Here is a 21,128-nt window from a genome sequence, read left to right on the forward strand (position 1 = left end):
CTCTCTTTTCGCTGGTCAGGGCAGCAGGGTCGCCCTCAGGGCTTCGAGGAGGTTAGGGGCCAGCTCCGGGTTCTCGATGATCTCGTCGACGGGGACATCACCGGGTTCCTCGGTTTTCCCGGCGCCGCGAAGCCGCATGACGCACGCTCCGGCACCATCCCGCAGCACCGCGGCCACGAGCCGGGCTTCGGTCCGGCGCGGGTGATCGGCGGCTGCCTGGCGCAGGCGTTCGGCATCGGTCTCGGGAACGACCGGAAGCTCGGCTTCGGCGTCCGGCGGCAGCACGATGATCTCCTGCGCGAGCGCGCAGCCCAGCACCAGATCGGGCCACGCGATCTGCGCCAGCGCCTCACCCAGATCGCCGTCCGGCAGCGACTCCTGGGCGACCGGCGTCAGCGGGGCCGACGGGTCGAGTTGCCCGGCCAGTTCGGGCTGTTCGTCCAGCAGCGCCGCGGTCGGGACCAGCGCGAACAACTGCGGCGGCTGATCCCATCCTCCGGAGGCTACGAACTCCTCGACTTCGCGGGCCAGGCCGGCCACGCCCTGCTGCTCACTCGGTGCCATTGGCACATCGTTCCAGGCGGTCGGGCCAGCGGCCTTCCGAGTCCGGTTTGGGCGGGTTCCGGGAACTTCCGACGGCATCCGTAGAGTTAGAGCATCAGGGGCCGCACGCGGTACGCGCGTCCCTGCGAAAAGTTCACCAAACCAGGAGCGTGTGCAGTGGCCACTCGGCCCCCCGTGAGCCTGCCGAAGCTGTCCCGGCGCAGCCGGATACTGCTCATCATCGCCGCCGTAGTCATTCTGGCCCTGCTGCTGGGCGCGAGACTGCTGGACACCTACGTCGACTGGTTGTGGTTCGGCGAGGTCGGCGCCCGGACGGTGTTCAGCACGGTGCTGATCACCCGCGTCGTCTTGTTCTTCGCCGTAGGGCTCTTGGTAGGGGGCTCGCTCGCGGTCAGTCTGATGATCGCGTACCGGTCCCGGCCCGTCTTCGTGCCGGTTTCCGGCAACGACGACCCGCTCGCGCGCTATCGGTCCGCGATCGTCGGCCGGATCCGCCTGTTCGGCATCGGCATCCCGGTGCTCACCGGGCTCATCGCCGGCGCGTCCGCGCAGAGCGACTGGCAGGTCGTGCAGCTGTTCCTGAACGGCACGCCGTTCGGCCAGACCGATCCCGAATTCGGCAACGACGTCGGTTTCTACGCCTTCGATCTGCCGTTCTACAACTGGCTCCTGGGCTGGCTGTTCATCTCGGTCGTGATCGCGTTCTTCGGCGCGCTGATCGCGCACTACGTCTTCGGCGGCATCCGGCTCGCGGGCAAGGGCGGCCAGCTCGCCGGCCCGACCCGCGCCCAGCTCGCCATCACCATCGGCATCTTCGTGCTGCTGAAGGCGGTCGAATACTTCTTCGACCGCTACAACCTGCTGCTCTCCGATCGGGGAGCGCCGCTGTTCGTCGGTGCGACCTACACCGACCTGAACGCGGTCCTGCCCGCGAAGCTGATCCTTCTGTGCATCTCGGTGATCTGTGCCGTCGCGTTCTTCGCCGGGGCGTTCCTGCGCAATCTGCAGCTGCCCGCGATCGCGCTGGTACTGCTGATCCTGTCGAACGTGCTCGTCGGCGTCGCGTGGCCCGCGGTGCTCGACCAGTTCTCCGTGAAGCCCAACGCCAACGAGAAGGAATCGGCGTCGATCCAGCGCAACATGGATGCGACACGTCAGGCGTTCGGCCTGACCAATGTCGAGTACAAGGACTACACCGGCAAATCCGAGGCGACCTCCGCGGAGATCAAGGCGGACAAGGGGACCGTCCCGAACATCCGGCTCCTCGACCCGAACATCCTCAGCGACACCTTCACCCAGCGCGTCGGCCGTGAGAACTTCTACGGCTTCCCGTCCAAGCTGGACATCGACCGCTACACCCTCAACGGTGTCACGCAGGACTACATCGTCGCGGCCAAGGAGATCAAGACCGAAGGCCTCACCGGCAACCAGACGAACTGGATCAACAAGCACCTCGTCTACACGCACGGAAATGGCTTCGTCGCCGCGCCCGCCAACACGATCGACCGTGCGCTGAAGGACGCGAACTCCGACGGCGGCTACCCGATCGCCACCACCAGCGACACCCAGAACCCGTCGGGTGCCGGGTCGTCCGACCCGAACAAGCCGGGCATCAAGGTGGACGAGCCCCGCATCTACTACGGCGAGCTCGCGACCGACGCCGCGTACGCGATCGTCGGCGGCAAGGCGGGACAGGCGCCCGGCGAGTACGACACCGCCGTCGACCGCGGATACATCTACAAGGGCTCCGGCGGCGTGCCGATCGACAACTGGTTCAACCGGCTCGTCTTCGCCGCCGAATACGGCGAGCGGAACATTCTCTTCTCCGACGCCATCGGCGACGGATCCAAGATCATGTTCAACCGCGAACCGCGCGAGCGCGTCGCGAAGGCGGCCCCGTGGCTGACCCTCGACGGTGACCCGTACCCGGCGGTCGTCAACGGCAAGATCATCTGGATCGTCGACGGCTACACGACGATGAACAACTTCCCGTACGCCCAGCAGACCCAGCTCGGCCAGGCGACCAACGACTCGCTCAGCGGCACCACCCGCCAGGCGAACTCCTCGATCAACTACATCCGCAACTCGGTCAAGGCCACCGTCGACGCGTTCGACGGCACCGTGACCCTGTACGGGGTCGAGGACAACGAGCCGGTGCTCAACGCCTGGAAGAAGGTCTTCCCGGGCCTGGTCAAGCCGAGCAGCGAGATCTCTCCGGACCTGCGGTCGCACTTCCGCTACCCCGAAGACCTCTTCAAGGTGCAGCGGGAACTCCTGTCGAAGTACCACGTGAACAACCCCGCCGAGTTCTACGCTCAGCAGGCCTTCTGGAGTGTCCCGCAGGACCCGACACAGGAAGGCGGCGTGAACGCGTCCGCCTCCGGTATCGCCAACCAGCCCGGCTACTACGTCCTGGCCACCGCGCCGGGCGACACCAAGTCGCGGTTCCAGCTCACCAGTTCACTGACCGGTCTCCAACGGCAGTATCTGGCGGCCTGGATGTCGGTGTCGTCGGATCCCGAAGACTACGGACGAATGCGGGTCCTGAGACTGCCGACAGGAGCGAGTGGCGCGACCCAGGTGGACGGACCCGTTCAGGTCCAGAACAGATTCCAAAGTGACCCGCGGGTCGCGCAGGACCGGACACTCTTCAACAACCCGAATGTCACGGTCACCTACGGAAACCTGATCACACTGCCCGTCGCCAACGGCTTCCTCTATGTCGAGCCGGTCTACATCAGGCAGCGGAACCAGCTGAGCTATCCGCAGCTGGCGCGAGTCCTGGTCTCCTACGGCACCAAGATCGGTTTCGCGCCGACGCTGAACGAGGCGCTCGACCAGGTCTTCGGAGCGGGCACCGGATCCGGGGTCACACCGCCGCAGACCGGCGGCTCCCCCGGAACCACGACACCGCCGCCGGGCACGACGGCGCCACCGCAACAGCCGCCCGCCAGCGGCAACCCGGCGCTCGACAAGGCCGCGGGCGACATGCACGACGCCTGGGTCAAGTTCCGCGCGGCCCAGCAATCCGGCAACTATGCCGACCAGGGCGCAGCCCTCGCCGCACTCGAAGCAGCCTCCAAGGCCTACGAGTCGGCCAAGGCCAACCCGCCGGCGTCCGGTGCTCCGCCGACCTCCGGCCAGCCCGGAGGGTGACGTCGCTTACCAAAAGGGCACCTGCTTTGCGCCTGCTCGAAACGCAGGCGTAAGGTAGGTGTCACAACGCGGGGTGGAGCAGCTCGGTAGCTCGCTGGGCTCATAACCCAGAGGTCGCAGGTTCAAATCCTGTCCCCGCTACAGAGGTCGGAGGCCCGTGTCTGCGGAAACGCAGACCGGGCCTCCTTCGTATTTCTACCCGGGGGTCGAACCCCCGGACCCCCGCCAGGAGGGCTCCGCCCCCTGGACCCCCCAAGTGGTCGGTTGCGTGGTGTTCAGGGCGGGCGGGAGCAGGGGACCTTTGGTATCGCCTAGGTGGCGGCGGTAGCGGGGGACCTTTGCTATCGCGTGGGGGTGGGGGCGACCCAGCAGGCGTAGCCGTCGGGACGGTAAAGGACGGCGTCCGTGGCGGGCCAAGGCAGCGAAGTGACGATCTGGGTCGTCAGGTGCGGCGAGCCGGCCTGAGCCCGGGCGGCGTCGACGTGGGCCGAGCTGGTCGTCAGGAGCACGAACCCGCCGTTGCGAAAGAGGGTGCTGGGGCGCAGGGGACCGGCTTCGGTGGCGACGTCCTGATCGGTCAGTCGCGAACCGAGAGCCGGGTGCGACGTTCCGTAGGTCGTGTAGCGGATCCCTAGACCGGAGACCATGCCCGACAGGTACCGGCTCACCTCGGGCAGCGCGGCAAGATCGGCGAAAACGGCGCGAAGCGCGCGAGACTCGCGAGACCGGGGAATCAGCCCAGTCTGAGCTGCGACGTTGTGCAGCACTTGAGCACCGACAGGGTGCCGTTCGGCCTCGTAGGTGTCCAGCAGGTCGTCACCGGCCCAGCCGCGCACCGTCGCGGCGAGCTTCCAACCCAGGTTCATCGCGTCCTGCACGCCCAGGTTCAAACCCTGCCCACCCGCCGGGAAATGGATGTGCGCGGCATCGCCCGCCAGCAGCACCCGCCCGGCGCGGTAGCGCTCCGCCTGCCGCGCGGCATCCGAGAACCGTGAAGCCCACCGGATTTCCGACACCGTCCCGGAGTCGCCGTACGAGTCGAGCAGAACCCGCCGGACTTCGTCCTGCGAGACGGCGGACCGGAAGTCCTCGGGCCGGGAGGCCCGGTCGCCGTACACGAAACGGTAGAGACCCGGCTCTCCCAACGGGATAAGACCTTTGAACGTGGTCGCGCCGGTCGGCCCGCCGGCATCCCGCATCGTTCGCCACTGTTTTTGCGCACCGTCAGGGATTTTGTCGAACAGAACGTCCGCGACCACACCGAAACCTTCACCGTCCACACCGGGAAAGTCCACGTTCGACCCTTTGCGTACAACACTTCGAGCACCGTCGCAGCCGACGAGGAACTTCGCGTGCAGCCGGGTTTCGCCACCGTCTGTTCGGTACCGGACAGAGACAGAGTCTTTGTCCTGAACGAAATCGATTACTTCGGCTCCCCGCACCACCTTCGTTCCTTGTGCGGCAAGGCGTTCCTCCAGGTACTCCTCGACCCTGGCCTGCGGAATCCCCAGCTGGAAAGGGAATCGAGTGTCCCAACCGTCGTAGCGGACGGGGATCATCGCGAAATGTCCGTCCCGCACTGTCGCGAACGAACGCTCCTCGGCGCCGTCCAGAAGTCCGCGCAGTTCCAATATTTCCGCAGTACGCGGCTGCAGGTTCAGTGCTTTCGACAGTCCGGTGCGCCCGGGAAGTCGTTCCAGTACCACGACATCGACGCCGGCGAGCGCGAGTTCGTGGGCCAGCATCAGCCCGGTCGGTCCCGCCCCGGCCACGACCACGTCCGTCCCCAGGTTGTTCATACCACTCCTTAACAACGTTAAATTGACCTGTGCTCACCTTGCCCTTAACATCGTTAAATTGTCAAGACGTCACCGTTGAGAAGAGGGCAAAAATTGGGTCTGACCAGGCAGGACATCGTCCGCGCCGGGCTGCGGCTGCTCAACGACGTCGGGCTCAACGGGCTGACGCTCCGCCTGATCGCGCAGGAGCTCGACGTCAAGGCGCCGGCGCTGTACTGGCACGTGAAGAACAAACAAGAGCTGCTCGATGAGATGGCGACCCGGATGTATGCCGACGCGATGCCGGGCCGGGTGCCGGAAGGACTGGGGGAGCGGGATTCTCTCGAAGTCGCGTCGCGGGGTCTGCGCCGGATGATGCTTGCTTACCGTGACGGGGCAAAGGTCTTCTCCGGTACCTACATGACCGACGAGAGCCTGCTCGGCGGCAACCCGTTCCAGGGGCGTGTCGACGCGGGGCTCGAACCGTACCTGGCTGGACGAGCGTGGTTCACCGTTTACAGCTATGTCATCGGCTTCACCATCGAAGAACAGGCCGTTTATCCGGTTCCGGGCGAACGGGACCCGCGGTACGACGCCCCGGCCACGGAGTGGGCTCTCGACGACGATGTCGAGGGCAGGTTCAGCGACGGGCTGACCATGGTGCTCAACGGCGTCTTCGCTTGGCTGGATGACAAACTCGCGCCATAAGGGCAGGTCAAGGGCGCTTCGGGAAGTTAAGGGCACCCGCCTGAAACCCGGTTTCGCCCCCGTGTAATCTATTGACACAACGACGCGGGGTGGAGCAGCTCGGTAGCTCGCTGGGCTCATAACCCAGAGGTCGCAGGTTCAAATCCTGTCCCCGCTACAGAGAAAACGAAGCGCGTATCTGCGGAAATCGCAGATACGCGCTTCTTCTTTTCCGGTTCGGTGGCCGTGCGCCCTCCGGGGCGATCACTCGCTGTCGTTGGTCGGGGCGGGGGACGCGTACCGCTGTCCGTGGCGAAGGCCGGTTGCGCAGCGTGTTCGGTCCATTGTGGACAGGCGTAGCGCGTTGGGCCGAATGAGCGCATATCACTAGCCACAATGGACAGATGCGTTGACCACAGTGGACACAGGTTCCGAAAAGTGGGACCGTAGAGGATGTGTCCGAATTGAATGCAACAGCCGCCGCACTGCTCGGTCTTCTCCACGACGGTCCCGCCACCGGCGGGCAACTGGTCGCGGGGGCGGGTGAGCGTTTCGGCGCCTTCTTCAGCGTGACCCGCAGCCAGGTGTACCGGGAGCTCCCCGCCTTGTCGAAGGAGGGCCTCGTCCGCCTCGGCAAGCAGGGCCCGCGGTCGAGCCAGCAGTACCTCATCACCGCGGCGGGCAAGAAGGCGTTCAAGACGTGGCTGTCCTCCGAAGCCGGTCCTGACCACCTCCGCAGCCCGCTGATCCTGCGTCTCGTGCACGCCGGCTCGCTGACGGTGAAGCAGCGTTCGACCTTGCTCGAGTCGGCGCGCGCCAGCTACACCCAGCAGCTCGACGAGGCCAAGGCCGCCACGAAGGGGGCCGACGGTCCCTACGCCAAGGCGGTCGCCGAGTTCGCTCAGGCGCAGGCGAAAGCGGCATTGAAACTGCTGGATTCCATCCCCCAGTCCTGACCCGGACAGGTGCCCACGACCGGTTCCCCGCAACCGGTCGTGGGTTTTGCCGTAACCTTGGCCGACGTGAGTGATGAGTTCGATGCGGCACTGAAGGACCTGGCCGGCAAGCTGACGCAGATCGAGTCGGTGATGGACCTGGATGCGCTGCGTGCCCAGGTGGCCGAGCTGGAGGAACAGGCATCCAGCCCGAACCTCTGGGACGACCCCGAAGCGGCGCAGAAGGTCACCAGCCAGTTGTCCCACCGGCAGAGTGAGCTGCGACGCATTTCCGAGCTGCGGCAGCGGCTCGACGACCTGGGCGTCCTCTATGAACTGGCCGAGGCCGAGGGCGACTCCGCGAGCGTGGCCGAGTCCGAGACCGAGCTCACGGCCCTCACCAAGGACATCGACGGGCTCGAAGTCCGCACCCTGCTGTCGGGTGAGTACGACCCGCGCAACGCCGTGGTCACCATCCGGTCCGAAGCGGGCGGCGTCGACGCGGCCGACTGGGCCGAGATGCTGCTCCGGATGTACCTGCGGTGGGCCGAGCGGCACAACTACCCGACGGACGTCTACGACATCTCCTACGCGGAGGAGGCGGGCATCAAGTCCGCCACGTTCAAGGTGAGCGCCCCCTACGTCTACGGCACGCTCTCGGTCGAGCAGGGCACGCACCGGCTGGTGCGCATCTCGCCGTTCGACAACCAGAGCCGCCGCCAGACCTCCTTCGCGCACGTCGAGGTGATGCCCGAGGTCGAGGAGGTCGACCACGTCGACATCCCCGAGAAGGACATCCGCGTCGACGTGTACCGCTCGTCCGGCCCCGGCGGCCAGAGCGTCAACACGACGGACTCGGCGGTGCGGATCACGCACATCCCGACCGGCGTGGTCGTTTCGTGTCAGAACGAAAAGTCGCAGCTACAGAACAAGGCGGCCGCGATGAAGGTGCTCCAGGCGCGGCTGCTGCAGCGGAAGAAGGAGGAGGAGCGCGCCGAGATGGACGCGCTCAAGGACGGCGGCTCCAGCTGGGGCAACCAGATGCGCTCCTACGTGCTGCACCCGTATCAGATGGTCAAGGACCTGCGGACCGAGTTCGAGGTCGGCAACCCGTCGTCCGTGCTCGACGGCGAGATCGACGGTTTCCTGGAGGCGGGCATCCGCTGGCGCAAGCAGTCCGGAGCCGCGTAACAACCCTGCGTGAGAGAGCAAGGGACCTTTGCTGTCACTTTCCGGAAGAGAGTGACAGCAAAGGTCCCTTGCTCGCTTCGCCGCCGGGACCGGGCTACCCGGGCTTAACGACGGGCATGGGTAGTATGCCGAACCGTGATCCGGCTCGAAGAGGTTTCCAAGGTCTACAAGACCTCGACCCGTCCCGCCCTCGAAAGGGTGTCGGTCGAGATCGACAAAGGTGAGTTCGTCTTCCTGATCGGTCCCTCGGGGTCCGGGAAGTCGACCTTCCTGCGTCTCCTGCTGCGCGAAGAGGTGCCGAGCAAGGGTCGCGTCATGGTCTCCAACTTCGACGTCGCCAAGCTCGCCCGCCGCCGGGTGCCGCGGCTGCGGCAGACCATCGGCTGTGTCTTCCAGGACTTCCGTCTGCTGTCGAACAAGACCGTCGCCGAGAACGTCGCCTTCGCGCTCGAAGTCATCGGCAAGCCGCGCCCCACGATCCGCAAGGTCGTCCCCGAGGTCCTCGAACTCGTCGGGCTCGACGGCAAGGCCGACCGCCTCCCCAACGAACTCTCCGGTGGTGAGCAGCAGCGTGTCGCGATCGCCCGCGCGTTCGTGAACCGCCCGCTCGTGCTGCTCGCCGACGAACCGACCGGGAACCTGGACCCCGACACCAGCCAGGACATCATGTTGCTGCTGGAGCGGATCAACCGCACCGGCACCACGGTGCTCATGGCCACCCACGACCATTCGATCGTGGACTCGATGCGGCGAAGGGTCGTCGAGCTTCAGCTCGGCAAGGTCATCCGTGACGACGCCCGAGGCGTCTACGGCATCGGCCGCTGACCGGCCCCGCCCTCCTCCGTAACCCACGACTTCCAAGGGACAGCAACCCCGATGCGCGCCAGTTTCGTCTTCAGCGAGGTAGTCACCGGCTTGCGCCGGAACGTCACGATGACCATCGCGATGATCCTCACCACCGCGGTCTCCCTCGCCATGCTCGGCTTCGGTCTGCTGGCCGTCGGAACGATCGACAAGATGAAGGCCAACTTCCTCGCCGACGTCGAGGTTTCGGTCTATCTGGTCAACGACATCAGCGCGGGTGACCCCAACTGCTCGCAGTCCGCCTGCCAGTCGCTGCGCCAGGACCTGCAGGGCAACGACGGCGTCGAGTCGGTCGTGTTCGAGAACCGCGAGCAGTCCTACGAGCGGTTCAAGAAGATGTTCGAGAGCCAGCCGGAACTGCTCGCGCTGACCGGGCCGGAGGCGCTGCCCGCGTCGCTCCACGTCAAGCTGAAGAACCCCGAGCGCAGCCAGGCGATCATCCAGGAGTACACCGGCAAACCCGGCGTCAGCAAGGTCGACGACCAGCAGAAGGCACTGGACCGCGTGTTCAACGCGCTCAACGGTGTGCGAAACCTGGCGTTCGGGGCCGCGCTGATCATGGCCATCGCCGCGCTGCTGCTGATCGCCAACACGATCCAGGTGTCGGCGTTCACCCGGCGCACCGAGGTCGGCATCATGCGCCTGGTCGGCGCGACCCGGTGGTACACGCAGCTGCCGTTCCTCCTGGAGGCGGTGGTCGCCGGCCTGGTCGGCGCGCTCATCGGTATCGTCTTCCTGGTGCTCACCAAGGTGCTGCTGCTCGACCTGGTGCTCACCGGTGACGTGTTCCCCGCGGTCGGCATGCTCGAATTGCTGTTCCCGGTGGCGCCGATCCTGATCGCCGTCTCGGTCATCATTTCGGCGATCACCGGCTACGTGACGCTGCGTCTGTACGTGCGCCACTAGCCGCCCGATAACCACCTGCCCGAACACAGAAACTCACGTAGAGTCGCCGCTATGCCCAAGGAACGTGGACACAAGGTGATCGTGTCGAACCGCAAGGCTCGCCACGATTACTCCATCCTCGACACCTACGAAGCCGGTCTCGTGCTCGTCGGTACCGAGGTGAAGAGCCTGCGTGAAGGACGGGCATCACTCGCGGACGCGTTCGCCACGGTGGACGACGGCGAGGTGTGGCTGCGCAACGTGCACATCCCGGAGTACGTGCAGGGCACCTGGACGAACCACACGCCGCGGCGCACCCGGAAACTGCTGCTGCACCGCCAGGAGATCGAGAAGCTCATCGGCAAGACCAAGGAGAGCGGCCTTTCGCTGGTCCCGCTGTCGATGTACTTCAAGGACGGCAAGGTCAAGGTCGAGATCGCGCTGGCGAAGGGCAAGAAGTCCTACGACAAGCGTCAGGACATCGCCAAGCGGGACGCGGACCGCACCATCAGCCGGGCCATGGGCCGGGCGCTGAAGGGCCGGTACAACGATTGATCCACGGGCCCGCTTCGGACGCCGAGATCCCCGGTTGGATCGCGGCGCTGGGTATCGACGGGCTCGTGGACCTGCACCTGCATTTCCTGCCGAAGCCGGTGATGGACAAGGTGTGGGCCTACTTCGACCAGGCCGAGAAGCACTACGGCGTGGCCTGGCCGGTGTATTACCGCACGTCGGAGGAAGAGCGGATCGAAACCCTGCGCTCGTTCGGCGTGCGCAGGTTCGCGCCGCTGGTCTATCCGCACAAACCGGGGATGGCCGAGTGGCTGACGTCCTGGGCGCTGGAGTTCGCCGAACGCGTCCCGGAAGCCGTGCCGACGGGCACGTTCTATCCCGAACCGTCCGCGCTGTCCGTTGTGGACGGTGCGTTGCGCGCGGGTGCCCGCTGCTTCAAGGCACATGTCCAGGTCGGCGCCTACGACCCGCGTGACGAGCTGCTGGACGGCGTCTGGGGCGCGCTGGCGGACGCGGGTGTCCCGGTGGTCGTCCACTGTGGACACGGTCCGTTGAAGGGTGCCTACACCGGGCTACGGTTGTTCGAAGAGGTCCTGCTGCGGCATCCCGGCCTAACGCTGGTGCTCGCGCACGCCGGCATGCCGGAGATCGCTTTCGCGTTCGAGCTGGCCCGGACGTATCCGCGCGTGTACCTCGACACCACGATGGTCGGGGTGGAGTTCACCCTGCGCGGCAACCCGCTCCCGCCGGACTGGGCGGATCTGCTGGCGGAATTCCCGGATCGCGTCGTGTTCGGCACCGACTTCCCCAACATCCCGTACTCGTACGCCACACAGCTGCAGGCGATCGCCGGCTGGGCCGCCGACGATCGCCTGGGTGAGCCTTTCCTGCGGGCGGTGCTGCACGACACCCCCGCGAAACTGCTCAGCGTTTGAGCTGCGCCACCTCGCTGACCGAGACCGCGCGGCCGAGCAGCCGCGTCCCCAGTTCCGTGACCGAGATCTGCTTGCCCGCCAGGAGGAATCCGCCCGTGGCCAGCGCCACCCACGGCACCGGACCCTGCGCGATACCGTCGCTCAGCGGGGCGAAACCGTGCGCGGCCAGCCCGAGCAGGCCGCCGGCGATCGCCAGGCCGGCCAGGACGAGCTGAGGCGTCTGCGCGGTCGAGGCCGGGCCGGAGGCTTGCGTTTCGAAGCGGGCGAAGAGCCGCAGGAGACCGAGAAGCACCAGACCGCAGGCGCCGAGCCAGGCCGGGACCATCGTCAGCCACAGCACGGAACCCGGTTCGGGGGTCTCGTAGCCCAGGCCGTAGACCGCGACCCCGGAGACGACGATCAGCGCCGGCATGTGCCACAGGTAGACGCTCATGAACCGCGGGCCGATCCACTTCAGCGCGGCGTCGAGGCTCGGCCGGGCGGCCAGCGCGTTCAGCCGCGGTTTGAAGGCGAGCAGGAGCCCGATCTGGCCGATCGCGAGGAAGGCCAGCAGCACGGTCGGCGGGCTCATGTTCGAAACCGGCGCCCCCGGCATGCCGATCATGCTGGCCGGGTACGGGCCGAAGGCGACCATCAGCGCGGTGATGCCGAACCCGATACTTGCCATGCCCAGCGCGGCGTTGCGGCCGATCGAGCCGAGACGGCCCCGCGTGTAGTGGAAACCGAGCTGGTGCACGGCCATCCAGACGAAGACGGCGTTCGCGAAACCGATCAGGCCGAGGTCGTTGAAGCGGGCGACGTCGACGAGCACGGCGGCGGAGAGCATCACGAGCGGGACCTTGAGGCCCCAGCGGCGATGCGCGGCGGCCAGCATCGGGGTGAGGAGCACGGCGAGCACGTACACGGCCAGGAACCACAGCAGCTGAGCGGCGATCGCGCCGCCGACCTGCAGCGGCTGGTCCGGGACGCCCATCCCGCGCAGGATGTCCGGCACGAACAGCCAGACGGCCACCAGTGGCAGCACCGGGATCATCAGCCGCTTGAGGCGGGCCGCGAGCCAGGAACGGGAACTTTCCGCGCGTCCCAGCGAGATCAGGTTCGCCGCCCCGCCGGCGAAAAAGACGAGCGGCATGACCTGGCTGAGCCAGGTGACGACCCACCAGCCAGGCGTCGCGAGCGCGTTCCCCGTGGACAGCTTCCCGTCGGCGTAGGAGAGCACCGGCATGCCCCAGTGCTGGACGACGACCGCGAGGATCGCGACCGCCCGGACGATGTCCAGGAACCTGTCCCGGCCCTGTTTCTGGCTTGTGTGCATGGAAAGAAGCCTGGTGCTTCCCACGCCCGGAAACAGCAGTGCGGGCCGCCGTATCGGTCTTCCTGTTTTCGCCCGTCGAAGGTGGAGTTTTCCCTACCCCACACCGTCGGGTTCGGGCTCGGGCCGCGGCGCGGGCTCCGGGACCGGGGCCGCGCACAGCCGGAATTCCCAGCAGTCGTCCTCGGCGCGCCCGAGTTCGTAGCGGGTTTCGATCTTCGGCCCGTCGTGCAGATGGACGTGCTTGAGCACGGTGCCCGGGATCGGTTCGGTATCACCGAGTTCCTGGACGCGTCCGTCGAGAGGGCCGCCGAAGAAACGGACACGGTGGGAGGTCCGGTCGGTCATGGGTCCTCCTCGGTTTCGGCTCGTCTCTCACCATCAGTCTGCCCATGTTAGGTGAGTGACGGCTTCGCCACCAAGAGCTACTTCAGCGTCCTAAGTAAGTGAGCACCGCGCGGACCCGGCGGTGTTCCACCGAACTCGCTTCGAGGCCGAGCTTCGAGAAGATGTTGCCGATGTGCTTCTCGACGGCGCCGTGCGAAACGACGAGCGAGTTCGCGATGGCGGTGTTCGACAGGCCTTGGGCCATCAGCCCCAGCACCTCGGATTCGCGGGCGGTGAGCGCGTCGAGCGGGTTCTTGCGGCCCCGGGCCATCAGCTGCGCGATGACGTCCGGATCGATGGCCGTGCCGCCGCCGGCGACCCGCTTGACCGCGTCGAGGAAGTCGCCGACGTCGGCGACGCGTTCCTTGAGCAGGTAACCGACTCCGCCCGCGCCGCCGGACAACAGCTCGACGGCGTAGCTCTCTTCGACGTACTGGGAAAGCACGAGAACGGGCAGGCCGGGGACGGCCTCACGGGCACCCAGCGCCGCGCGCAGGCCCTCGTCGGTGAACGTGGGCGGCATCCGCACGTCGACGATCGCGAGATCCGGCTGGTGCTCCTTGACCGCGCCGAGCAGGTCGTCGCCGTTGTCCACGGCGGCGACCGTCTCGATGTTCTCGTCGGCGAGCAGTCGGATCACCCCCGCGCGCAACAGCACAGCGTCTTCGGCGATGACGACCCGCATCCTGCCCCCAGGTTCGTGAGTGAACGGCAGGGCCTATTCACTCACGAACGGGTCACCATTGGCACGGCAGGTCCGCTCGAATCACCGTCGGGCCGCCGGGCGGGCTGACGACGGTGATCACGCCGTCGATCGTGGCCGCCCGGTCGGCGAGCCCGGCGAGGCCGCCACCTGGCCGGACCTCGGCGCCACCGTGCCCGTTGTCGGTGATCTCGACGATCACCATCGAGTCGGTGCGCCACACCTTCACACCCGCCTCGGTCGCGCCCGAGTGTTTCGCGATGTTCGTCAGCGTCTCGCCGACGATGAAGTACGCCGTCGTCTCGACCGCGGCAGGCGGACGCGGTTCGACGTCCACCTCCACGTCGACGTGGATCGGGGACTTCGCGGCCTGCGCGGACAGCGCCGCGTCGAGGCCGCGGTCGCCGAGCACGGCCGGGTAGATGCCCCGGGCGAGATCGCGCAGTTCCGACACCGCCAGCTTGGCGTCGAGATGCGCCTCGTCGATCAGCTCGCGCACGGCGTTCGGGTCCTGGTCGAACTTCGACTTCGCGCGGCCCAGGCTCATCGCGACCGCGACCAGGCGCTGCTGGGCGCCGTCGTGCAGGTCGCGTTCGATGCGGCGGCGCTCGGCTTCGGCGGCGTCGACACCGCGAGCCCGCGACGCCTGCAGCCGCTCGGCCTTCTGCTCCAGCCGCTGGGTGCGGTTCGGGCCGAGCAGGGAGAACGCGAGGTTGCCGTGCAGCCAGCCGATCCACGGGGTCACCCAGATCGCCATCGGCAGCAGCACGATCGACGCGATCGCGATCGGGAACTCCACGCAGGCCAGCGGGAAGGCCACCATCAGGTAGGCGAGGTCGCGCCACGTCGTCGGGTCGGTCAGCCGGGTCAGCCAGCGTTTGACCAGTGAAAGCCCCTCGACGGGGAGCCGCTCCACCGGCTCCAGCGGAGTTTCGAGCATCTTGCGTACCCAGCCCCGCTCACGGTCGCCGGACCAGCGGATGAAGTTGGTCGTGGCCATGAGGATCGGGAAGCCGATCCACACCACCGCCGTCGCGATGCCGACCGCCAGGCCGACGATGATCAGGATGAACTGGAGCAGCCGGAAGAGGAAGCTGACGAACATGTAGGCGATCGACCGCAGCGGCCGCGGCCGCGGGATGTCCACGTGCTGGATCTGCTGGTCGATCGTCATCCGTTCACCGTGCTCATCGTCGGAACCTCGCCCCATGAATCCTCCAGACGGCGGCGCTGGGCGTGAGTCGGCCCGAGCAGCGCCGTCGCCAGCCGGGCATGCAGCCCCGCCAGCGCCTTCGTCAACGCTACCGACAGGGCGACGCACAACACGCCGAGAGCCGCCCAAGGCAGCGCCGAGACCGTCGAGTCGACGGTGAACCACGCGTTGTCCCAGGTCGGGAAGCGGTACTCGCCGGCGGGCAGGAAGCGGTAGTAGATCGGCAGGCCCGCGAGGCCGAGGCTGGTCGACCAGAACGCCGTGACCAGCACGAACTCGATGATCCCGAGCGGGAAGAGCAGGAAGAAGTAGCCGAGGTCGCGCCACGTCGAGCCGTCCTTCAGCCGCGCCTTCCAGCGCACGGACTGGCCCGCGGTGGGCAACGGGAGGTACGGCAGGTCGATGTAGCGGTCGAGCAGCGCGTACACCCTGGCGCGCTCCATCCGGGCCGCCCCGCGGACCGTCAGGATCACCAGCGCGAGGATCGGCAGCCCGATCCAGACGATCACCGTGCCGATACCGAGCCAGATGAACGACATCAGGAGCGCGAAGGCCAGGACGCCCATCGGCAGGTTCATCAGCAGGTAGACCAGCGAGCCGCCGAACGACGGATCGGACCTGCTCAGCTCCCGCTCGGCCGCCAGCGAACTCATGGTCGTGCTCCTCTCCTGGTCGAGGAGACAAGCATCGCGCTCGCGGGCGCCCGCCGACATGGTGCTCACGGGCATCTCCCAGGTGGGGCTAGCCCCACCTGCGGGATCAATCCGGTTGCCCGCCGCGTTATGATGTACAGGTTGTGTCCCACCAAGGGGGTGAACGGTTTCGACTTTGGACGTTGAATCAGGAGAAGCGTGCCGGTGCAGGCGAGAGACCACCGTAAGCGTCATCGCAAACCAATAAGCGCCGAGCCTAAGAGCCAGCGCGAGTTCGCTCTTGCTGCCTAAGCAGTAGAGCAACTCTGTCGGTCCGGGGTCGCCTCCGACCCGGTCACCGGCATCAGCTAGGAGGCTTACCGCCACACTCGGCTACGGGGTGTGGTTGGGAATCAAACAGTGGCTGGGCTCGTCACTTCAGCTTGTTCGCGTGACTGAAGGGGCCAAGTAGAGACATAGCGGACTGCGCACGGAGAAGCCCTGGTGATACGCCAGAGGACCCGGGTTCAATTCCCGGCACCTCCACTGGACGAACGGCGAGTGCTCGACAGAGCACTCGCCGTTTTCGTTGCCGGGGCCCGGGAGCCGCGTGGCTGGTCGGAGGTGGGGCGGCCGTCCGGCCCGTAGGATCGCCGTCATGGTTTCGGAGAGTGCCCAGCTGGCTCCAGATGTCGTCGAAGACGTTTTCGAGGGCCGGGCCACGGGGGTGGAGGTCGAGCAGACCAGCGCGGACGGGGCGAAGATCGAACGCCCTTGGAATCCCGAGCACATTCGGGTGACGACCAGCGCTTTCTCGCTCCGCAACATTCTGGATCAGATCGACGAGGGCGCCTTGGAACTCGCCCCCGACTTCCAGCGGGGGAAGGTGTGGCGAGCCGAGCAGAAATCCCTGCTCGTCGAGTCCTTGTTGCTTCAGATACCTTTGCCGGCGTTCTACTTCGCCGAAGACACCGACGGTGGCTTTCACGTGGTGGACGGGCTCCAGCGGCTTTCCACCTTGCACGCCTTCGTGCGTGGTCCGAAGTTCGCGCTTCGCGGCCTCGAATATCTGCATGACGCCGACGGTCGTCGTTTCGACGAATTGGACATGCAGTGGCAGCGCCGGATCAACAACACCCAGCTGGTCGTCAACGTCATCGATCCGACGACGCCCGCCGATGTCATGTACGACATCTTCAAGCGGATCAACACCGGCGGCACACCGCTCAACGCCCAGGAGATCCGGCACTGCATGAGCAAGCCGCGAAGCCGCGAGATCCTCCGGCAGATGACCCATACGCCGGAGTTCTCGATGGCGACCAACGGTTTGACCGACCACATCAGAATGAACGACAGGGAGATGGCTCTCCGCTTCGCCGCGTTCTACATTCTGGGGCTGGACGACTACATGAGGAATCCGGCGATGGAGACCTTCCTCATGCGAGCGACGCAGTTGCTGGACAACTCCGACAAGTTCGCCGACACCGACGTCGAGCGGCTCAAAGCGGCCTTCGTCAAGGCCATGTCCAACACTCATCTGGTTTTCGGTGAGCACGCGTTCAGGAAATGGGCCAAGCACGCTCATGGGCGCAGCCCGATCAACCGGGCCTTGTTCGAGACGTGGTCCATCGCGATGGCCCGACACGAGGCCGGAGATCTCGCGAGAAGGAAGGACGCGATAGTGGCCGCGGCGCGAGAGCGTATGACGTCGGATATCGACTATCTGGACTCCATCACGTCCTCGACCGCCGACCGCCGGCGCGTCAGATATCGCTTCAACGCCGCAGACGAGGATGCCAGGGTCGGCCGATGATCACCTCGCTGGACATCGTCAATTTCAAGTGTCTGCGCGAAGTTTCGCTGGCGATGCGGCCGCTGACGATCCTCACCGGGGTGAACGGCGGCGGCAAGAGCACCGTCTTGCAGTCCTTGCTGCTGGCGCGTCTGGCGTCGAACTCACCGGGACGGGCCGTCCGCCTGAACGGGCCTTACGAGCTGGCGCTGGGCACCGCCGCCGATGTCCTCAGCGGATCGGCGCCGACACCGGACATCACGATCTCCTTCGGGGGCGGCGGAGAGGACTGGACCTACGGCTTCTCGGTCCCCGCTCACGAAGAGGCCCTGTACCTGGACGTCACTCGTCTTCCTGAGCGGCCGGCCCCCGGCATCGGCAACGAGCCGGGCGCCTTCACCTACCTGGGCGCGGAACGGCTGGGGCCCAGGGACGTCCTGTCGGTGTCCGCGGAGGAGCCCGAACACATCGGGGTCGGCGTACGGGGCGAGTTCACGGCTCAAGTGCTCGCACTGCGGGAGACCAGGTCGGTCAGCACTCGCGCGACGGTGCGCGAGACGTTGCGGCACCAGCAGGTCGCGAGCCCGCAGTTGCGGCTTCAGGCCGAGGCATGGGCGTCGGAGATCATCCGGCCGGTGCGCATCACCGCCCAGCTCTCCACCGGCATCATGGCCAGCACGATCCGCTTCCAGGAGACCGACCAGTTCGCCGACATGATCCGCCCGGTCAACACCGGGTTCGGCGTGTCCTATGCCTTGCCGATCATCGTCAGCGGCCTGCTGGCCGTCGAGGGCGACGTTCTCCTGATCGAGAACCCCGAAGCGCACCTTCACCCGGCGGGTCAATCCCGACTCGGACGGTTTCTCGCCAAGGTCGCGGGCAGCGGAGTGCAGGTCGTCGTGGAAACGCACAGCGATCACGTGCTGAACGGCGCCCGGCTGGCGGTGGCGCGGGACCACGCGCTGGACTCGGCCGCGATGATCGTGCACTACTTCGACCGTGCGGGCGTGACACCGATCCAGGTCAACCAGGTAGGTGAACTCGACGCCTGGCCTGAAGGCTTCTTCGATCAGATCGAGAACGACTTGGGGGTCCTCGCGCATGCGCGGCGCCGCCGATGACCGCTATCGCGTGGTCGTGGACGAAGGCAGTCTCGATTGGCGCGGCCGGGCGGACCTCGATCCGGCCGACGCCGTCGACGACCTCGCGGACCTGTTGGATCCGTTGACGACCGGCAAGCAGGTCGCGCTCATGGATCATGCTTACGAAGTGGAGTGCTGGGAGTCGGTCCGGCTTTTCGAACTGTTCACCACTCGTGACCCGCGGGTGCCCCGTGATTCCCGTGTCCGCCTCGCCACCTTGCTGGACAAGTGCCATTCGGTGTCCCCTGAAGACGATGACCTGCCTCAGGAAGTCGAGGTCGGGGGAACAACGGCGGAGCGGTCGTTCGGGTTCTGTCACGTACTCGCGCTCGCCTCGGCGGGGCGGGCGATGTCGTGCCTGGTCGCTTCGCCCGAGGTGGAGATCGCGGGCTGGACGACGGTCAAACGGCAGACACCGCCGGCGGAACTGGACATCCATTTGCTGACCGCTCCCGGACAGTTGCCGGATTTCTGGCGTGGCGTGCTCCGGAGAGAGCGAATCACCGAGACGCAGTTCTTCGCGCTGGCCGGGCGCGCGTTTCCGGAGCTGCTCTTCGCGGACTCGCTTTCGTTCGGCAGGTTCAAGGGGGCGCGCGAAGAAGTCATCCCGTGGCTGATCGATCTCCTCTCCGGGATCAACGACTCCTTCGCCTCGTCCCTGATCCGCCATCAGGGCGACCGGAAAAAAGTGATCAAGGAATTTTCCACGTACGGCATCACTATTTCGCCGGACAGCACGCTGACGCACAAGAACCCCCAGGCTTGGGCTCAGCGGCTGGTGGAGTTCGAAGGCGTGCGTTATCGGTGCGAATGGCACGGTAAACGGGTCTGGAACTGCGACCGGGTCCACTTCTCGTTGCCGATCGAAAAGTACTCCGGGCGGATATTGGTGGGAATCTTCGCCGAGCACCTGGACTGAGGCTGGTCGAGGTCGGTCGCGAAGTGACTGTCCGACCAGGCTTTGGACGATCGTCTTAATAACGGAGAGTAGCTAAATCAGGGTCGTTTTCATCTCGATTCACCCGCAATGGTGATCTTGTTCGGGTGAGGTGTCATGCTGAGTGTCCGACCATGGCCCTCTTCCGAAACGACCCCGTGTCGCCGGAGGGCCGGAAGAAGGTGGCAGATGACCTGGGCCAGGCACTCGAGCCGACCGGATCCCGCGGACGACCACAGCCGGATGGCGAGCGTGCGCGCGGAGGAAGAAGTCCGCCTCAACCTGCAGAACGCCAAGGCGGCGCGCACGGTCGCGGGGCATTCTTCAGGGGCTCTCGACTGTGCTGAACTGCTGGCGATGTTGGGTCTCGAAGGAGTGCGGAAAGAGCACGTTCAGCGAACCTGACCCCCGATCCGGGTGGTCAGTTCGGCCGCTGTCCGGCGAACCTCTTCGGCGAGGTCAGGCCAAGTTTCCTCGCAGCCTCCGGTCCCCGGGCAGAGGTGGCGGAGGGTCACGCTGATCGCGGCCATCGGCCGTCCGCCGTGGTCGAAGACGGGGCAGGCCACCGAGGCGAAGCCCTCGGTCACGTGGCCGTCTTCGACCGCCCAGCCGAGCCTGCCCTCCGCGTTCAGCGTGCGGCGCAGTTCGGCGAGCGTGCGCGGGCCGCGGCCGGTGCGCAGGACGAACGCCGACGCCGCCGGGAAGAGCGCGCGTACGTGGGGCGACGGCAGATGCCGCAGGATCGCCCTGCCGGAGGCCGTGAGCTGGCCCGGAAGCCGGACGCCGACCTCGGTGACCAGGGTTTCCGGGCGCGTGGGGCGCTCTTTGACCAGGTAGAGCGACTCGTTGCCGTGCAGCACGCCGAGGTGCGCCGTATGGCCCACCCGATCGGCGAGTTTGCGCAGCAGCGGGACCGCGAGCCGTTCCAGCGGGTCGTGCCGCAGGTAGGCCGAGCCGAGTTCGAACGCGGCGATGCCGAGGCCGTACCGGCGCTCGGCGGGCAGGTGCGTCACGAAACCGGCGGCTTCCAGTTCGGCGAGCAGGTGATACGTCGTCGAGCGAGGGAGGCCGAGCTCGCGCGCGATCGCGGCCGCCGACACCGGGCCCGGGCGGGCGGCGAGGGCACGCAGGATGCCGAGGCCGCGCCTGAGCGCCGGTACTTCGCTGCTCTCACCCACGCCGACCTCCTGTTCGTCCGGCCCGGGGGGAGCAAGGGACCTTTGCTGTCGCTTCTCTCAACGTCGAGAGAAGCGATAGCAAAGGTCCCTTGCTCTCTTTCTGCAGGTGGGCACTGTGACTGTGTGGATTTCCGCGCGTCCAACGCACCAAAATCCACACGGTCGGTACGCACCGCTACGCGGAGTAGGAGGTGTGCGGGAACAGGGACACTCAACGTCTCTATTTCCACACACCCCTCCCGCCCGCGACAGCAAAGGTCCCTTGCTCCCGCCGGGTGTGTCTTGGATACCAGACACAACCACCGGTTGGGGCCGCCTGCCAGC

The 21,128-nt window shown here is 66.6% G+C and carries 20 protein-coding genes, 2 tRNA genes and 1 other RNA gene; 15 read left to right on the forward strand and 8 right to left on the reverse strand.

Translation table 11 applies throughout. The annotated features are described in order from the left end of the window. Positions 1-15: 15 nt before the first annotated feature. Positions 16-564 (reverse strand): PPA1309 family protein, encoded by a 549-nt coding sequence (locus tag IE302_RS38820; protein WP_191259451.1) that lies wholly within the window; start codon positions 562-564, stop codon positions 16-18. A 156-nt stretch (positions 565-720) separates the two neighbouring features. Here IE302_RS38820 and IE302_RS38825 point away from each other — a divergent pair, with 156 nt between their 5' ends. Both IE302_RS38825 and IE302_RS38830 read left to right on the forward strand, forming a co-directional pair. Next, positions 721-3,720: a UPF0182 family protein gene (locus tag IE302_RS38825; RefSeq protein ID WP_268246798.1), complete on the forward strand. Its 3,000-nt coding sequence runs from the start codon at positions 721-723 to the stop codon at positions 3,718-3,720. 67 nt (positions 3,721-3,787) lie between these two features. After that, positions 3,788-3,861: transfer RNA gene (locus IE302_RS38830), tRNA-Met, on the forward strand. 200 nt (positions 3,862-4,061) lie between these two features. Here the strand turns inward: IE302_RS38830 and IE302_RS38835 are convergent. Beyond that, a complete protein-coding gene (locus tag IE302_RS38835) occupies positions 4,062-5,519 on the reverse strand; it encodes an FAD-dependent monooxygenase (protein ID WP_191259452.1) in 1,458 nt (485 codons plus the stop codon). Between the two features lie 93 nt (positions 5,520-5,612). Here IE302_RS38835 and IE302_RS38840 point away from each other — a divergent pair, with 93 nt between their 5' ends. The 8 genes from IE302_RS38840 (at position 5,613) to IE302_RS38875 (ending at position 11,508) form a co-directional block, all read left to right on the forward strand. Continuing rightward, the gene (locus tag IE302_RS38840; RefSeq protein ID WP_191259453.1) at positions 5,613-6,206 is read left to right on the forward strand and encodes a TetR family transcriptional regulator; all 594 of its coding nucleotides are present in this window, start codon (positions 5,613-5,615) and stop codon (positions 6,204-6,206) included. A gap of 83 nt (positions 6,207-6,289) precedes the next feature. Then, a tRNA-Met gene (locus IE302_RS38845) sits at positions 6,290-6,363 on the forward strand. 277 nt (positions 6,364-6,640) lie between these two features. Beyond that, entirely contained in the window at positions 6,641-7,141 is a 501-nt protein-coding gene (locus tag IE302_RS38850) for a PadR family transcriptional regulator (RefSeq protein ID WP_020633847.1), read from the forward strand. A gap of 66 nt (positions 7,142-7,207) precedes the next feature. Continuing rightward, on the forward strand, positions 7,208-8,311 hold the full coding sequence (gene prfB / locus IE302_RS38855) for a peptide chain release factor 2 (protein ID WP_039920096.1): 1,104 nt from the start codon (positions 7,208-7,210) through the stop codon (positions 8,309-8,311). Positions 8,312-8,446: 135 nt separating this feature from the next. Then, positions 8,447-9,136 carry a cell division ATP-binding protein FtsE gene (ftsE, locus tag IE302_RS38860; protein ID WP_005168409.1) on the forward strand — a complete coding sequence of 230 codons (690 nt, stop codon included), beginning with the start codon at positions 8,447-8,449 and terminating at the stop codon, positions 9,134-9,136. A 51-nt stretch (positions 9,137-9,187) separates the two neighbouring features. Then, on the forward strand, positions 9,188-10,081 hold the full coding sequence (gene ftsX / locus IE302_RS38865; RefSeq protein ID WP_191259454.1) for a permease-like cell division protein FtsX: 894 nt from the start codon (positions 9,188-9,190) through the stop codon (positions 10,079-10,081). A gap of 51 nt (positions 10,082-10,132) precedes the next feature. Then, positions 10,133-10,615 (forward strand): SsrA-binding protein SmpB, encoded by a 483-nt coding sequence (gene smpB, locus IE302_RS38870; RefSeq protein WP_034322147.1) that lies wholly within the window; start codon positions 10,133-10,135, stop codon positions 10,613-10,615. Beyond that, positions 10,612-11,508, forward strand: coding sequence for an amidohydrolase family protein (locus IE302_RS38875; protein ID WP_191259455.1), 897 nt, complete (start codon positions 10,612-10,614; stop codon positions 11,506-11,508). The genes smpB and IE302_RS38875 overlap by 4 nt, the downstream gene beginning before the upstream one ends. On the opposite strand, the gene IE302_RS38880 is transcribed toward IE302_RS38875, so the two are convergent. The 5 genes from IE302_RS38880 to IE302_RS38900 form a co-directional block, all read right to left on the reverse strand. Next, the gene (locus tag IE302_RS38880) at positions 11,498-12,823 is read right to left on the reverse strand and encodes an acyltransferase family protein (RefSeq protein WP_191259456.1); all 1,326 of its coding nucleotides are present in this window, start codon (positions 12,821-12,823) and stop codon (positions 11,498-11,500) included. The genes IE302_RS38875 and IE302_RS38880 overlap by 11 nt on opposite strands. A gap of 93 nt (positions 12,824-12,916) precedes the next feature. Beyond that, positions 12,917-13,168 carry a DUF8847 domain-containing protein gene (locus IE302_RS38885; RefSeq protein ID WP_191259457.1) on the reverse strand — a complete coding sequence of 84 codons (252 nt, stop codon included), beginning with the start codon at positions 13,166-13,168 and terminating at the stop codon, positions 12,917-12,919. Between the two features lie 82 nt (positions 13,169-13,250). Continuing rightward, on the reverse strand, positions 13,251-13,892 hold the full coding sequence (locus IE302_RS38890) for a response regulator transcription factor (protein WP_191259458.1): 642 nt from the start codon (positions 13,890-13,892) through the stop codon (positions 13,251-13,253). Between the two features lie 52 nt (positions 13,893-13,944). After that, on the reverse strand, positions 13,945-15,084 hold the full coding sequence (locus IE302_RS38895; RefSeq protein WP_191259459.1) for a sensor histidine kinase: 1,140 nt from the start codon (positions 15,082-15,084) through the stop codon (positions 13,945-13,947). After that, the gene (locus IE302_RS38900; protein ID WP_191259460.1) at positions 15,081-15,776 is read right to left on the reverse strand and encodes a sensor domain-containing protein; all 696 of its coding nucleotides are present in this window, start codon (positions 15,774-15,776) and stop codon (positions 15,081-15,083) included. Before IE302_RS38900 ends, IE302_RS38895 begins: the two co-directional genes overlap by 4 nt. Before the next feature lie 155 nt (positions 15,777-15,931). On the opposite strand from IE302_RS38900, the gene ssrA reads away from it, so the two are divergent. The 5 genes from ssrA to IE302_RS38925 all read left to right on the forward strand — a co-directional run bounded on the left by ssrA (position 15,932) and on the right by IE302_RS38925 (position 20,031). Further along, positions 15,932-16,304, forward strand: a transfer-messenger RNA (tmRNA) gene (gene ssrA, locus IE302_RS38905). A gap of 109 nt (positions 16,305-16,413) precedes the next feature. Continuing rightward, a complete protein-coding gene (locus tag IE302_RS38910; RefSeq protein ID WP_191259461.1) occupies positions 16,414-17,568 on the forward strand; it encodes a DUF262 domain-containing protein in 1,155 nt (384 codons plus the stop codon). Continuing rightward, positions 17,565-18,668 carry an AAA family ATPase gene (locus IE302_RS38915; protein WP_191259462.1) on the forward strand — a complete coding sequence of 368 codons (1,104 nt, stop codon included), beginning with the start codon at positions 17,565-17,567 and terminating at the stop codon, positions 18,666-18,668. Before IE302_RS38910 ends, IE302_RS38915 begins: the two co-directional genes overlap by 4 nt. After that, complete coding sequence (locus IE302_RS38920) at positions 18,649-19,608, forward strand: hypothetical protein (RefSeq protein WP_191259463.1); 960 nt, start codon at positions 18,649-18,651, stop codon at positions 19,606-19,608. The genes IE302_RS38915 and IE302_RS38920 overlap by 20 nt, the downstream gene beginning before the upstream one ends. Before the next feature lie 207 nt (positions 19,609-19,815). Continuing rightward, complete coding sequence (locus tag IE302_RS38925; RefSeq protein ID WP_191259572.1) at positions 19,816-20,031, forward strand: hypothetical protein; 216 nt, start codon at positions 19,816-19,818, stop codon at positions 20,029-20,031. Here IE302_RS38925 and IE302_RS38930 read toward each other — a convergent pair. Further along, positions 20,019-20,804 (reverse strand): IclR family transcriptional regulator, encoded by a 786-nt coding sequence (locus tag IE302_RS38930; RefSeq protein ID WP_191259464.1) that lies wholly within the window; start codon positions 20,802-20,804, stop codon positions 20,019-20,021. The two genes, IE302_RS38925 and IE302_RS38930, sit on opposite strands and share 13 nt — an antisense overlap. Positions 20,805-21,128: the final 324 nt, after the last annotated feature.

This window comes from Amycolatopsis oliviviridis (genome assembly GCF_014654365.1).
GTDB classification, from domain to species: Bacteria; Actinomycetota; Actinomycetes; order Mycobacteriales; family Pseudonocardiaceae; genus Amycolatopsis; species Amycolatopsis oliviviridis.